Source organism: Megasphaera sp. SC8-1 (assembly GCF_024436295.1).
GTDB classification, from domain to species: Bacteria; Bacillota; Negativicutes; order Veillonellales; family Megasphaeraceae; genus Megasphaera; species Megasphaera elsdenii.
In genome coordinates this window covers 1-13,386 of sequence record NZ_JANFQH010000008.1, presented here as the reverse complement: position 1 = coordinate 13,386, position 13,386 = coordinate 1, and the positions used below count along the sequence as shown (strand labels likewise).

Below are 13,386 nucleotides of genomic sequence, written 5' to 3'. Positions count from 1 at the left end.
ATTTTGGAGGAGAAACAATGCCAGAAATTTTTCAAAAAGGGACGCTCTATCTTTGCCCGACGCCGATTGGCAATCTCGAGGACATTACGTACCGCACGGTCCGCTGTCTCCGTGAAGCCGACCTCATTGCGGCAGAAGATACGCGTCACACGAAGCAGCTGCTCATGGCGTATGATATCGACACGCCCTTGACCAGCTATCATGAACATAATAAGGCAGAAAAAGGGCCGCAACTCATTGAAAAATTGAAAGACGGCTTGATGATCGCGCTGGTCAGCGATGCCGGTATGCCGGCTATCTGTGACCCTGGCAGCGATATGGTCCGCCTGGCTCTGGAAGCCGATCTGCCTATCGTACCCCTTCCCGGAGCCAATGCCGGTCTGACCGGCCTCATTGCGTCCGGCATGGATACGACGCGCTTTACCTTCGTCGGCTTCCTGCCGAAGACCCAGAAACACCGCCTGCCCGTCCTGGAATCGGTGAAATCGTACGAGGGGACGCTCATCTTTTATGAAGCGCCTCACCGCATCCAGCAGGTCCTCGGCGAAATGATCGAAGTCCTGGGCGACCGCCGGGCCGTCCTCTGCCGGGAACTGACCAAGCGGTACGAGCAGTACCTGCGCGGCAGTCTCAGCCAGCTGCGGGCCGACCTGGCCGCACAAGGGACCCGCGGTGAATTTGTCATCCTCGTCGAAGGGGCAGCGGCTGTGGAAAGGGCTGCTTCCGGCGACGTCGATTACGCGTCCCTGGTCCGGGAACTGATGGAACAGGGCGTCGATAAAAAAGAGGCTATCCGGACTGTCGCCAGACGGTGCGGCGTGCCCAAACGTAGTGTATACCAGGCTGCGCTTAGTTTATAACACCCGGCTCATTTGCCGGTATAGGAGGAAAATCCCATGTCTGAAAAAAGAAAGTATTACATTACAACACCTATTTACTATCCAAGTGCCAAACTTCACATCGGGCACACGTACTGCACGACCATTGCCGACTCGCTGGCACGGTTCCACCGCCTGCGCGGCGACGACGTCTTTTTCCTGACCGGCTCTGATGAACACGGCCAGAAAATCCAGCGTGCAGCCGAAGCAAAAGGCGTAAAACCGATTGAATACGTCGACGAAATCGTCGCCCTCTTCCAGCAGCTCTGGAAAAAACTTAATATCTCCAATGATGACTTCATCCGCACGACGGAAAAACGCCATGAAAAAGTCGTCCAGGCTTTGATGCAGAAATCCTACGACAACGGCGATATCTACAAAGGCGAATACAAGGGCTGGTACTGTACGCCGTGCGAAACGTTCTGGCCGGAGAACAAGCTGCCTGAAGGCAAACACGTCTGCCCGGACTGCGGCCGTCCTCTGGAACTCGTTTCCGAAGAAGCCTATTTCCTGAAAATGAATAAATACGCCGACCGCTGGCTGAAATTCATCGACGAAAACCCGGACTTCATCCAGCCGGAATCGCGGCGCAATGAAATGATTTCCTTCGTCAAGAGCGGCCTGGAAGACCTCTGCGTATCCCGTACGTCCTTCGATTGGGGCATCAAGGTTCCTTGGGACCCGAAACACGTCGTCTACGTCTGGTTCGACGCCCTGGTCAACTACGTCACGGCCGCCGGCTATCTCGATGACCCGGAAAAATTCAAGAAATTCTGGCCGGCTGACCTGCACCTGGTCGGCAAGGAAATCGTCCGCTTCCACAGCATCATCTGGCCGATCATGCTCATGAGCTGCGGCCTGCCTTTGCCGAAGAAAGTCTTCGGTCACGGCTGGCTCATCGTCGACGGTACCAAGATGAGTAAGTCCCTGGGCAACGTCGTCGACCCGATTCCCCTCATCGACCGCTATGGTGCCGATGCCCTCCGTTACTACCTGCTGAAGGAAATCCGTCTCGGCCAGGATGGCAACTTCTCGTTGCCGTCGTTCATCAATCGCATCAATTCTGACCTGGCCAACGACTTGGGCAACCTCTTGCAGCGCACCCTGGCTATGGTCGAAAAATACGAAGGCGGCGTCGCTGCCGGTCCAACCGTGAAAGAACCCGTCGATGACGACTTGGCAGCGTGTGCTGTGGAAACGGCCAAACGCTTTGAAACGTACATGGACGACATGAAGATCAACGACGCCATCAACGACGTCTGGGCCCTCATCCGCCGCAGCAACAAATACATCGACGAAACGACGCCGTGGGTCCTGGCCAAAGACGAAGCCAAAGCCCAGCGCCTGCAGACGGTCCTGTACAATCTCCTGGAAGCCCAGCGCATCATCGCTACCCTGGTCAGCCCCTTCATCCCGGTCAGCGCCGCTGAAATGTGGAAACAGCTCGGCTTAGGGGACTTTGCCGAAGCCAACCTCGCGTCTGCCCAGGAATGGGGACGCTATCCGGCAGATACGAAAGTCTGCAAAGGCCATGCCCTCTTCCCGCGCTACGACTTGAAGGAAGAAGTGGCTGAAGCGGAAGAAGAAAAGAAAGCTGCTCAGGCCTGCCCGGCCGCCCAGGAACCGACGAAAACGGAAATCGCCATCGATGATTTCGGCAAAGTCGACCTCCGCGTCGGCAAAATCGTAGCCTGTGAAAAAGTGCCTAAGGCCAAGAAATTGCTCAAATTGCAAGTCGACCTCGGTACGGAAACGCGCCAGATCGTCAGCGGCATTTCCCTGTACTATAAACCGGAAGACCTCATCGGCCACTGCGTCATCGTCGTCACCAACTTGAAACCGGTCAAACTCTGCGGCGTCGAATCGAAAGGCATGCTCCTGGCCGCTTCTGACGGCAATGATAACCTCCAGGTCGCTTTCGTCGACGGCATGGCACCGGGAAGCCGGGTCCGCTGATGCTCTTCGATACCCATTGTCACGTCAATGACGGTGCCTACGCAGAAGACCGTCCGGCCGTATTCGACCGGGCGGCCGCTGCCGGCGTGGGCCTCATGCTCTGCCCGGCGACGGATATGGAAACTTCAGCTCAGTGCATCGCCATGGCCAGGGAACACGATGGCCTCTATGCGGCCGTCGGTATCCATCCCGAAGAAGCGGCCAAGGCCCAGGACGGCGATGTCGAAAAGCTGCGTCAATGGATACGGGCGGAAGAAAAAGTTGTTGCCGTCGGCGAAGTCGGTCTGGATTATCACTGGCCCGAACCGGCCCGGGATATCCAGCAGGCCGTCTTCAGCGACATGGTCAAGCTGGCTGTCGAACTCGACGTGCCCATCATCATCCATGACCGCGAAGCCCATGGCGATACGCTGGATATCCTGCGCCAGTACGGCAAGGGCCTTCGCGGCGTCTTCCACTGCTATTCGGGCAGCCTGGAAATGACGGACGAACTGCTGCGCATGGGCTTCTATTTCGGCTTCGACGGGCCCTTGACCTATCCGAACTCCAAGCGGGCCAAGCGCGTCGCCGCCCACCTGCCCTTGGAGCGCATGCTCATCGAAACGGACTGTCCGTACTTGACGCCCCAGGCCCATCGCGGCCAGCGAAACGAACCGGCCTACGTCCATTACGTCGCCGAAGAAATTGCCGCTCTGCGGGGCATCGACGTCGCCGAAGTAGCGCGTGTAACCACGGAAAACGCCAAGCGGCTTTTTGCGATTCCGTAACCTGCAATACTCATAGGGGCCGTCCCAAAGGCCTTTTTGGCCCGTCAGGTACCGACCAGCGGAAGGTGCAGGACGGTTGCCAAAACGGACAGCAGAGGCTGGCGGCCCGTTTACTTGTCCACAAAGGAGAACACCATGTCACGAGGAAAACGACCAGCTATCCAGCTCACGATTACGAAAAAACTGGGGACTATGGGCTGCCATCGCGGCCATCACATCGGGGAGACCTTTGATTACGATACGGACCGGGGAAAAATCTGTCCCATGGCCCTGCACTGCGCCTTTCCCTATGTCGACATCCTGCGCTATGGCGGCCAGCTTCCGGGCCAGCCCGAAGGCGAAGCCGAATTTTGCTGTTCCGATGCCGACGTAGCCCTGGTCTTCAAGGCAAAAGTCATAGAATGATTGATGTTTTAAGTTTGATGTTTGATGTGGTAGGCATATATTTAAACCCATCTACATCAAACATCAAACTTCTCACATCAAACTTAAAAAAATGCAAAAAATCCCTTGACAGAATCCTTTGGATTTGGTATTATAATCAAGTCTTCTGAAACAGACAGCACACATGCGGAAGTAGCTCAGTGGTAGAGCACCACCTTGCCAAGGTGGGGGTCGCGAGTTCGAGCCTCGTTTTCCGCTCCATTTATTCCTCAATAGCTCAGTTGGTAGAGCAATCGGCTGTTAACCGATTTGTCGTAGGTTCGAGTCCTACTTGAGGAGCCATACAGGGGTGTCGCCAAGCGGTAAGGCAACGGACTCTGACTCCGTCATCCGTAGGTTCGAATCCTACTACCCCTGCCATTATGATCCACTAGCTCAGTTGGCAGAGCACCTGACTTTTAATCAGGGTGTCCCGAGTTCGAATCTCGGGTGGATCACCACATTCCACATTACGTGGCCCCTTGGTCAAGCGGTCTAAGACATCGCCCTTTCACGGCGAGAACATGGGTTCAAATCCCGTAGGGGTCACCACTTGGGCGATTAGCTCAGCTGGGAGAGCGCCTGCCTTACAAGCAGGATGTCAGCAGTTCGATCCTGTTATCGCCCACCAAACTCTATTCAAGGAACTGGAGCATGAAGGTTTTCACCATCGTGCACGGTTCCTTTTTATTTATAGTTAGTTTGAGGTTTGATGCGATAGCTTTAAATTTAAAACCATCCACATCAAACATCAAACTTTCAACTTCAAACTCAAAAAAGAGGATGTCGCATTATGCGGTTTTTGCTTAATGCGATATCCTCTTTTTGCGCGCAGCGCCTGTACCAATATCCATATTTTGTACTACCATCCATTGTCGGGTTACGGAACCGAAAGGCCATAAAAGAGTTGTCTTTATGGCCTTTTTTCATTATCATGGAAGTATAATGTTTTTGCGTACAGACAGGAGGCCGACAATTATGGCAGACACGATAAAAAATTGGGAATCAATGAGACAGGCTTTGCAGCTATCCGGCGCGGAACTGCGGGAACTAGCACAGCACTTCCGGAAGGACGCTGAAGACGCCCTGGCCGGGAAGCCGAGTTCCCTTTCTGCCCTGCGCACCTATCTGGGCTTGCCGACGGGACGGGAAATGGGGACGTTCTTAGCCCTGGATTTCGGCGGTACCAATGTCCGGGCTTCGCGCATCCGCCTTATGGGAGAACAGGGCTTTGTCGTAGAGAGTAAGGTGGCTAAACCCTTGAAATGTGCCGACTATGACTATACCTCTTCATCGACGACGGCAGAAGAGCTCTTCGATTTCATCGCCGCCATCGTCAAAGAAGCGGCTGAAGGCAATCAGGACTATAAATTGGGCTTTACTTTTTCCTTTGCCGTCGATCAGACGTCGGCCAAAGACGCCAGCCTCATCGCCTGGTCCAAGGAAATCGCCGTTTCCGGCGTCGCTGGCAAGCCCATCAACGGCCTGCTGAAAGAAGCCTTGGTCCGGGCCGGTCTGGACCGCATCGAACCGGTGGCCCTGCTCAACGATACGACGGCGACCCTGCTTTCTTCTGTATATCAGCATAACCCGTCGCGCATCGGCATCGTCTGCGGTACGGGTTTCAACATGTGTTATTATGAACCGGCCCTGCAGATGATCGTCAACCTGGAAGCGGCCGGCTTCGATGGCGCACCGGCGACAGTCTGGGACCGCCTCGTCGATGAAGCGTCCCAGCAGCCTGGCGACCATCCCTTTGAAAAGATGATTGGCGGCCGGTATTTGAGCGAAGTCTGCCGTGCCGTCTTTGGTGAATACCTTAAAAAGGCGATTCCTGAGTTCACGACGCGCGATATGAACGAACTCATTTCCGGTCAGAAGACGGCCGAAGCTATCCTGGGATTTGCCGTCAGTGAGGAAGAACAAGAAGGGCTCTGTGCCTTGGTACGGGCTGTCTTTGCCCGGGCAGCCCGGCTCATCGGGGCGGCCAGCTTCGGGCTCCTCAGCCACCTGGCTCAGGGGAAGGGGGTTACGGAACAGTCCATCGCCATCGAAGGCAGCCTGGTCGAAAAGATCAAAGGGGTGCCGTCCCTCATCGAAGATGCTATCTGCATCTTCTGCATGGCACCGACTGAAAATACCCGCATCCATGTAGCCCCCAACAGCAACGGTGCGTCCGTAGGAGCCGCCATCGCTGCGGCGCTTTCGTGCTACAAACTTTGAAAAAGGCCCTGAATGATGGGCAGCCTTTTTCTGTGCACAGCCCCCTACCGGCTTGACGTTCCTCCCGGGATTCCTTATAATGAAACTATAGCCCGGCCCCTGCGGAGTTTTCCGCCGGGGCCTGTTTCGTGAAGGGGGAACCAGCCATGCAACTTGCCGAACTCATCAACGCCCATCGCCAGAAACTCAACAATACGGATATGGGAATCTGGAAGTACATTTTGCAGCACCGCGCTGCCGTCCGCCACAGCTCGATTCATGAGCTGGCCAAGGCCTGTCACGTTTCGACGACGACGATCGTCCGCTTTGCCCAGAAACTGGACCTCGACGGCTTTGGCGAATTTAAGATGCTCCTCAAGCGGGAAGAGCCGGAAGGTTCCTGCTATGATGCGAATGTCATGGATGAACTCCATCGTTTCTATGAGCAGACCGTGGACAAGCTCTGCAGCCGCAATTTCGATAACGCCAGCGCCCTCGTCCATGAGGCCAACCGGATTTTTACCTATGCGTCAGGTTACGTCCAGAACAATGTCGTCCAGGAATTGAAACGCCTGTTTTTCTACGACAATGTCATGCTCTACGACGTGCCGGCGCGGGAGGAATTCTGCAATCTCATCCGGACCATGACCAAAGACGACTTATTCATCATCGTTTCCTTTTCCGGCGAATCGCCGGCTGTCAAGGAATTGGCCCAGGCTTTGAAATTACGGGATATTCCCTTTATTTCCATTACCCGCTTGCATGACAATACCCTGGCGTCGTTATCGACGGTCAATTTTTATGTCTCGCCAGCCCGGTTCCAGATTTATGATAAGGAGGATGACCACGTCGCTTTCCAGTCCATGATGCCTTACTTCATCTTGGCTGAAATTTGGTATGTGAAATATTGTATGTATCTGCACCACTTAAGACAAGGAAAAGAGAGCCCGGAGTAGGCTGTACCAAAGTACAGGAAATGTACCAGGTTACAGGCTGGGGGGCCACGTGCCAGAACGCCGCGAATCTATTGTATTCGCGGCGTTTTTTTTATATCCTGTTACTAACGATAATCTTATGTACTTTGTTTCACAAACGGGAGGAATTGTCTATGTCATTCAACAAAGACCGTGTGATGCAGGAATTGCAGCGTTTTGGCGGCGCTATGTACACACCGGTCATCTTATTCGCCTTCTTCGGGCTGACCGTTGCCTTGTCGATCATCTTCAGCAACACGGGTCTCTTCGGCAGCCTGGCAGAAAAAGGGACTCTCTGGTACGATTTCTGGTACGTCGTCCAGCAGGGGGCCTGGACGGTCTTCAATCAGATGCCGATCCTCTTTGCCATCGCCGTTCCCATTGGCTTTGCCAAGAAGGAACAGGCCCGCTGCGCCATGGAAGGCTTCGTCATCTACATGGTCTTCAACTATTTCATCGCCGGTATCCTGACCCTGCACGGCAGTTACTTCGGCGTTGACTACAGTCGGGACGCCGGTGCCGGTACGGGACTGGCCATGATTGCCAACATCAAGACCCTGGACATGGGCATGCTCGGCGCTATCTTCATCGCCTGCATCTCGGCGTACTTGCATAACCGTTTTTATGATACAGAAATCCCGGACTGGCTCGGCATCTTCAAGGGCCCGGCCTTCGTCGTCGCTGTCGGGTTCCTGGTCATGCTGCCCATGGCGCTCCTCTTCTGCTACATCTGGCCGCCCATCCAGCACGGTATCGAACAGTTCCAGTTCTTCCTCAAGACGAGCGGTATCTTCGGCGTTTGGGCCTATACTTTCTCGGAACGCATCCTCTTGCCGGCAGGCCTGCACCACTTCATCTATCTGCCCTTCATCTACGGCCCGGCTGTCTGCGACGGCGGTATCCAGGCTTACTGGCTGCAGCACCTCAATGACTTCGCCACCAGTGCTCATTCCCTGCGGGACATGTTCCCCCAAGGCGGCTTTGCCCTTCACGGCAGTGCCAAAGTCTTCGGCCTGCCTGGCGCAGCCCTGGCCATGTACTATTGTGCCAAACCGGAAAAGCGCAAGAAAGTCGCTACCCTGCTCATTCCGGCTACGATTACAGCCGTCCTCTGCGGCATTACCGAACCGATTGAATTTACCTTCTTGTTCGTCGCCCCGATCCTCTATGTCGTCCATGCCGTCTTAGCGGCTACCTTGTCGGCGACACTCTATTTCATCGGCCTGTCGGGCAACTTCGGCGGCGGCCTCATCGACTGCTTCGTCCAGAACTGGATTCCCTTGTTCCGCTATCATGCCTGGACGTATATTTTACAGATTGCCATCGGCCTCGGATTCACGGCTATTTACTTCGTCGTCTTCCGCTTCCTCATCCTTCACTTCGATTTGCCTACGCCGGGCCGTACCGACGATGGCGGCGAAGATAAATTGTTCACCAAAGCGGAATATAAAGCCAAGAAAGAAATGGAAAAGAAAGGCATTGTCGGCGGTGCCGATGCCCTGAAAGCGCAGGTCTTCCTCGACTGCCTCGGCGGCCCGGACAACATCCGTGAAGTCACTAACTGTGCGACCCGCCTGCGCGTCACGGTCAACGACCCGGATAAAGTCGCTGCGACCAGCAAGTTCACCAATGCCGGGGCCTTCGGTCTGGTCAAGAACGGTCATGCCATCCAGGTCATCGTCGGCTTGTCCGTCCCCAATGTCCGCGGCCACTTCGATGCCCTCATGAAAGGGGAAATGCCGGCAGTCGCAGAAAGTACAGTTCCGGAAACGAAAGAAGCCCCGGCAGAAAAAACGGCTGCTCCGGCTGCTGAAGCCGTCGTTTCCGTCGATGAAGACGACCGTTCCATGAAGCTGAAAGCCTTCGTTTCCGGCGACCTCGTTGATATCAGCGAAGTGCCGGACGATGCCTTCTCCCAGAAGATGATGGGTGACGGCGTGGCTATCAAGCCGTCGAGCGACACCGTCGTTGCACCGGCTGATGCGACCGTTTCTATGATCATGGAAAGCTCGCTCCACGCTATTGGTCTGGAACTGAGCAACGGTGCCGAAGTGCTCATCCATATCGGCCTGGATACGGTCAATATGAATGGTGAAGGTTTCACCCTGCTGACCGAGCAGGATGCTCAGGTCAAAGCCGGCGCACCCTTGATCCGCTTCGACCGCGATGCCATCGCCCAAGCAGGCTATAACGACATCGTCATCATGGCCGTCACCAACTCGACGGAATACCCGCAGATGAAGAAAGAAGCGGACCAGCCTGTCGTCGCCGGCGAAACACCGATTGTCATTTTCTAGGAGGTTTTTATGGATACCTTGAAATGGTGGCAGCAGACGGCTGTCTATCAAATTTATCCCCGCAGCTTCCAGGACACGACGGGCAGCGGCGAAGGCGATATTCCCGGCGTGACGCGCCACCTGGATTATCTCCGGAAACTCGGCGTCGGCGCCATCTGGCTGACGCCGGTCTACCCGTCGCCTATGGTCGACAACGGCTATGACATCAGCGACTATACGGCCATCGACCCGCGCTATGGCACGATGGCTGATATGGATACCCTCATTGCCGAAGGGAAGAAGCGGGATATCCGCATCGTCATGGACCTGGTCTATAACCATACGTCGGACCGGCACGCCTGGTTCCAGGAATCGAAACGCAGCCGCACTAACGACAAGGCCGACTGGTACATCTGGCGCGATGCCAAAGAGGACGGTTCGGCGCCGACGAACTGGCGCTCTATCTTCGGCGGCCCGGCCTGGACGTGGTGCGAAGAACGGCAGCAGTATTACCTGCACACCTTCGCCGTCGAACAGCCCGATTTGAATTGGGAGAATCCGGCCGTCCGCCAGGCCCTCTATGATGCGGCCAATTTCTGGATCGATAAAGGCGTCGGCGGCTTCCGCATCGATGCCATCGTCTACATCAAGAAACCGGCCGTCTTGGCCGACGGCCCGGTCGACGGCGCCGATGGCCTGTCGTCTATCCACAAGATGATTGCCAATACGCCGGGCATCCTCGATTTTCTCCACGAATTTCGCCGCAACGTCTTCGACGGCCACGATATCTTCACCGTCGCTGAAGCCAATGGCGTCACGCCGGCCGACCTGCCCCGCTGGGTCGGCAAGGACGGGGCCTTCAGTATGCTCTTCGAGTTCAGCCATACGAATCTGGAATTTCCCGATGATGAAGTCTGGTGCCGGGCCGAAACGTGGCCCCTGACCAAGCTCAAGAAGGCCCTGTCCGACAGCCAGCAGGCGACGGCAGCCAACGGCTGGTATCCCATTTTCTTCGAGAACCACGACCAGATACGTTGTGTCAACCGCTATTTCCCGGAAGGGACGGATAAGCAGAAGGCGGCCAAGGCCATGGCGACCATCTTGTTTACCCTGCGCGGTACGCCTTTCATCTATGAAGGGCAGGAACTGGGCATGGCCAATACGGCCTTTGCCCGCATCGACGACTACAATGATATTTCGACGCACGGCCAGTATCAGCTGGCTTTGGACGAAGGCTTTGCGCCGGCAGAGGCCCTGCGTCTCGTCCAGGCCCACAGCCGCGACAATGCCCGGACGCCTATGCAGTGGACGACGGCTCCCCAGGCCGGTTTTACGACGGGGACACCGTGGCTCCCGGTCCATGACGATTACCCACAGTGCTGTGCCGAAGGGGAAGAAGCCGATGCCGATTCGGTTCTCCAGTACTATCGCTGCATACAGGCAGAACGCTTCAACGGGGAAGCGGCGGCCATATTGCAGCAAGGGCGCTACGAAGAATTGCTGGCTGATGACGAACGCATTTACGCTTTTAAGCGCATTTTAGACGACCAGGCGACATTGACGCTGGTCAATTTTACCAACGAAACCATCGAGTATGACGCGTCCCTTACGGACGGCGCAATGGTCCTTCTGGGCAGCTATGGCGCCCCGGAAGCCGGCAGACTGCGCCCGGCGGAAACCGTCGTCTATCGGTTATGAGGAGGAGTACTATGTTAAAAGTTGCTGCCAGCGATTATGACGGGACCTTGTTCCGCGACGATATCATTACGGCCCGTGATGCCGAAGCCATCCGCAAATGGCGGGCTGCAGGCCATAAATTCGGCGTCGTATCCGGCCGGGACCACGGCATGCTCATGCCCCAGCTCAAACATTATGGCGTCGAATACGACTACCTGGCCTGCAATAACGGCGGCCTCATCAGCGATGACCAGGAACGCGTCCTCTGGGAAGCCCGCATCGAGCCGGCTGTCCTCAAGGCCGTCAGCAAACTGGAACGGGTCCGTAAGTCCTTCCATTTTTCCTTTTCCTCGCAGGACCGGACCTACCTCTGCCATGATTTGCCGGGTACCTGGGTCTGGCGGGAAGCGAAAGAATGGGATTATCCCATCGTACCGGTGACGGAAGACGACATTGAACACCTGCCTCAGACGATCCACCAGTATTCCCTGGGCTTCACCAATCCTGACGATGCCCTGGCGGCCAGCGAACAGGTCAATGCCCATTTCGGCGACGTTGTCCACGCTTATCCCAACCGCTGCGCCGTCGACATCATTCCCTCCGATATCAGTAAACAACAGGCCATTGCCCACACGCTCTCCCTCTTTGGCTGGGACGGTGCGGACATCCTGGCCATTGGCGACGAAATCAACGACCTGCCCATGATTCTGGGCTATCACGGCTACACCGTCGCCACGGCCCGTCCGGCCATCCAGGAACAGGCACGCAAAGTCTATGACAGCGTAGGGGCCATGCTGGAAGATAATTTATAGAAAAGAGGTCCTTATGATGGAATTCAACAAGAAAGGCTTTGCCGTCCTGCTGGCCCTGAGCCTGGGCATGTCGGGCGCGGCTCTGGCGGCATCGGCCGACAGTTTTTCCGATGTCCCCAAAGACCATTGGTCCTATGAAGCTTTGGATTACCTGGCCAAAGAAGGCGTCATCGAAGGCATGGGCAACAGCACCTTTGAAGGTGGCCGTACCATGACCCGTTACGAAGTCGCCAGTATCGTCGCCAAAGCCATGCAAAAAGGCGGCGGCAACTTCGGCGATAAGACGGTCCTGGAAAAACTGCACGCAGAATACGCCGACGAAATCAACGTCCTGCAGCAGCAAGTCGCCAAGAACACCAAGCAGATCGAGCAGAATACCAAGGATATCGATTCGCTGAAAAACGGTATCGCTGGCAAGATGGAATTGAGCGGCTTTATCCGCGTCCAGTATGACCACGATAAATATAGCAACAATGTACAGAACAACAGTGATTTATATAAGGACAATGACCGCTTCTATATGAGCTTGAACGGTTCCTATAAAGTCAACGATAATTGGAAGGCCAAATTCCAGTTAGAAAAGAACTCCTTTTACAACGACGGTCATGACCATGAAAACGAGTCGGGGTCGTGGGCGACTGACGGCAAAGATAAGGGCCGGGCCAAACGCTGGTCTGGCCATGATGGCGATATCCAGCGTATCTGGGTCGAAGGGACGAATCCGAAGACCGGCGCCTGGATCAACATCGGCCGTGCCTGGCGCGGCTTAGGTCAGCAGAACGTCCTCTTCGGCACGGAATCCGATGGCTTCCAGCTCGGCGTCCCCATCAAAGGGACCAGTCTGACTGCCAGCGGCTTCTGGTTTGCTTCGACAGGGGCCGGCAACCATGAAAGCTGGTATGGCCTTGGTACGTGGGGGAATATCGGACCGCGGGCCGGCATCAACGTAGCCTATGCCTTGAATTCCAAGCATAAAGGCGATGTTTACGAAAAGAATACGAGTCATCTGGAATCATGGGGTGAAGAAACGGTCGATTACGATAAAGCTTACGTTCTCAGTGGCTGGTTCGACCTTTCCAAGAAAGTACGCTTCCTGGCTGACTATGTCCAGACCAACGCTGACTACCAGGACAACAGTACGTTCTTGCGCCTGAACTATGGCAATACGGATCTCCAGAAACCGGGAACGTGGCAGGCCTATGCCCGCTGGTATCGTTACGGAACCAATGGCACCATCGCCGGTGACGACGAATGGAGTTCCTTGTTTTACAATGGCAGTGCCGGCAGTAAAGGCTGGATTTTGGGGTATAAATACGTGCCTTGGAAGAACATCGAATGGGAAACGCTCTACTCGAAGCAGGAACAGATTTCCAATTCAGATAATAAACGGACCCTCGTCCGCACCCAGATGGACTTCCATT

The 13,386-nt window shown here is 55.4% G+C and carries 10 protein-coding genes and 6 tRNA genes; all 16 read left to right on the top strand.

The window, feature by feature from the left end; genetic code table 11:
* The first annotated feature begins 17 nt into the window (after positions 1 to 17).
* A complete protein-coding gene (rsmI, locus tag NOS26_RS03340) occupies positions 18 to 860 on the top strand; it encodes a 16S rRNA (cytidine(1402)-2'-O)-methyltransferase (protein ID WP_014015356.1) in 843 nt (280 codons plus the stop codon).
* Between the two features lie 36 nt (positions 861 to 896).
* Positions 897 to 2,834 carry a methionine--tRNA ligase gene (gene metG, locus NOS26_RS03335; protein WP_255917269.1) on the top strand — a complete coding sequence of 646 codons (1,938 nt, stop codon included), beginning with the start codon at positions 897 to 899 and terminating at the stop codon, positions 2,832 to 2,834.
* On the top strand, positions 2,834 to 3,601 hold the full coding sequence (locus tag NOS26_RS03330; RefSeq protein ID WP_255917268.1) for a TatD family hydrolase: 768 nt from the start codon (positions 2,834 to 2,836) through the stop codon (positions 3,599 to 3,601). The genes metG and NOS26_RS03330 overlap by 1 nt, the downstream gene beginning before the upstream one ends.
* Before the next feature lie 135 nt (positions 3,602 to 3,736).
* Entirely contained in the window at positions 3,737 to 4,006 is a 270-nt protein-coding gene (locus tag NOS26_RS03325; RefSeq protein WP_054336005.1) for a TIGR04076 family protein, read from the top strand.
* A gap of 165 nt (positions 4,007 to 4,171) precedes the next feature.
* A tRNA-Gly gene (locus NOS26_RS03320) sits at positions 4,172 to 4,246 on the top strand.
* Between the two features lie 5 nt (positions 4,247 to 4,251).
* A tRNA-Asn gene (locus tag NOS26_RS03315) sits at positions 4,252 to 4,327 on the top strand.
* A 3-nt stretch (positions 4,328 to 4,330) separates the two neighbouring features.
* Positions 4,331 to 4,405: transfer RNA gene (locus NOS26_RS03310), tRNA-Gln, on the top strand.
* A gap of 4 nt (positions 4,406 to 4,409) precedes the next feature.
* Positions 4,410 to 4,485: transfer RNA gene (locus NOS26_RS03305), tRNA-Lys, on the top strand.
* Between the two features lie 15 nt (positions 4,486 to 4,500).
* Positions 4,501 to 4,576, top strand: a tRNA-Glu gene (locus tag NOS26_RS03300).
* Between the two features lie 3 nt (positions 4,577 to 4,579).
* Positions 4,580 to 4,655 (top strand) — tRNA-Val (locus NOS26_RS03295).
* A gap of 347 nt (positions 4,656 to 5,002) precedes the next feature.
* The gene (locus NOS26_RS03290) at positions 5,003 to 6,247 is read left to right on the top strand and encodes a hexokinase family protein (RefSeq protein WP_095340866.1); all 1,245 of its coding nucleotides are present in this window, start codon (positions 5,003 to 5,005) and stop codon (positions 6,245 to 6,247) included.
* Positions 6,248 to 6,393: 146 nt separating this feature from the next.
* A complete protein-coding gene (locus tag NOS26_RS03285; protein ID WP_095340867.1) occupies positions 6,394 to 7,182 on the top strand; it encodes a MurR/RpiR family transcriptional regulator in 789 nt (262 codons plus the stop codon).
* 152 nt (positions 7,183 to 7,334) lie between these two features.
* Positions 7,335 to 9,497, top strand: coding sequence for an alpha-glucoside-specific PTS transporter subunit IIBC (locus tag NOS26_RS03280; RefSeq protein WP_305120428.1), 2,163 nt, complete (start codon positions 7,335 to 7,337; stop codon positions 9,495 to 9,497).
* 9 nt (positions 9,498 to 9,506) lie between these two features.
* Positions 9,507 to 11,174 (top strand): alpha-glucosidase, encoded by a 1,668-nt coding sequence (locus NOS26_RS03275; protein WP_255917267.1) that lies wholly within the window; start codon positions 9,507 to 9,509, stop codon positions 11,172 to 11,174.
* A gap of 11 nt (positions 11,175 to 11,185) precedes the next feature.
* Complete coding sequence (locus NOS26_RS03270) at positions 11,186 to 11,965, top strand: HAD-IIB family hydrolase (protein ID WP_072981582.1); 780 nt, start codon at positions 11,186 to 11,188, stop codon at positions 11,963 to 11,965.
* Positions 11,966 to 11,978: 13 nt separating this feature from the next.
* A partial coding sequence (locus tag NOS26_RS03265) for an S-layer homology domain-containing protein (RefSeq protein ID WP_255917266.1) occupies positions 11,979 to 13,386 on the top strand: 1,408 nt, incomplete at its 3' end.

Excerpts from the sequence above, each read along its gene's own strand:
- NOS26_RS03325 (WP_054336005.1), top strand. The coding sequence starts at position 3,737 with ATGTCACGAGGAAAACGACCAGCTATCCAGCTCACGATTACGAAAAAA.
- rsmI (WP_014015356.1), top strand. The coding sequence starts at position 18 with ATGCCAGAAATTTTTCAAAAAGGGACGCTCTATCTTTGCCCGACGCCG.
- NOS26_RS03290 (WP_095340866.1), top strand. The coding sequence starts at position 5,003 with ATGGCAGACACGATAAAAAATTGGGAATCAATGAGACAGGCTTTGCAG.
- NOS26_RS03275 (WP_255917267.1), top strand. The coding sequence starts at position 9,507 with ATGGATACCTTGAAATGGTGGCAGCAGACGGCTGTCTATCAAATTTAT.
- NOS26_RS03280 (WP_305120428.1), top strand. The coding sequence starts at position 7,335 with ATGTCATTCAACAAAGACCGTGTGATGCAGGAATTGCAGCGTTTTGGC.
- NOS26_RS03330 (WP_255917268.1), top strand. The coding sequence starts at position 2,834 with ATGCTCTTCGATACCCATTGTCACGTCAATGACGGTGCCTACGCAGAA.
- NOS26_RS03270 (WP_072981582.1), top strand. The coding sequence starts at position 11,186 with ATGTTAAAAGTTGCTGCCAGCGATTATGACGGGACCTTGTTCCGCGAC.
- metG (WP_255917269.1), top strand. The coding sequence starts at position 897 with ATGTCTGAAAAAAGAAAGTATTACATTACAACACCTATTTACTATCCA.
- NOS26_RS03285 (WP_095340867.1), top strand. The coding sequence starts at position 6,394 with ATGCAACTTGCCGAACTCATCAACGCCCATCGCCAGAAACTCAACAAT.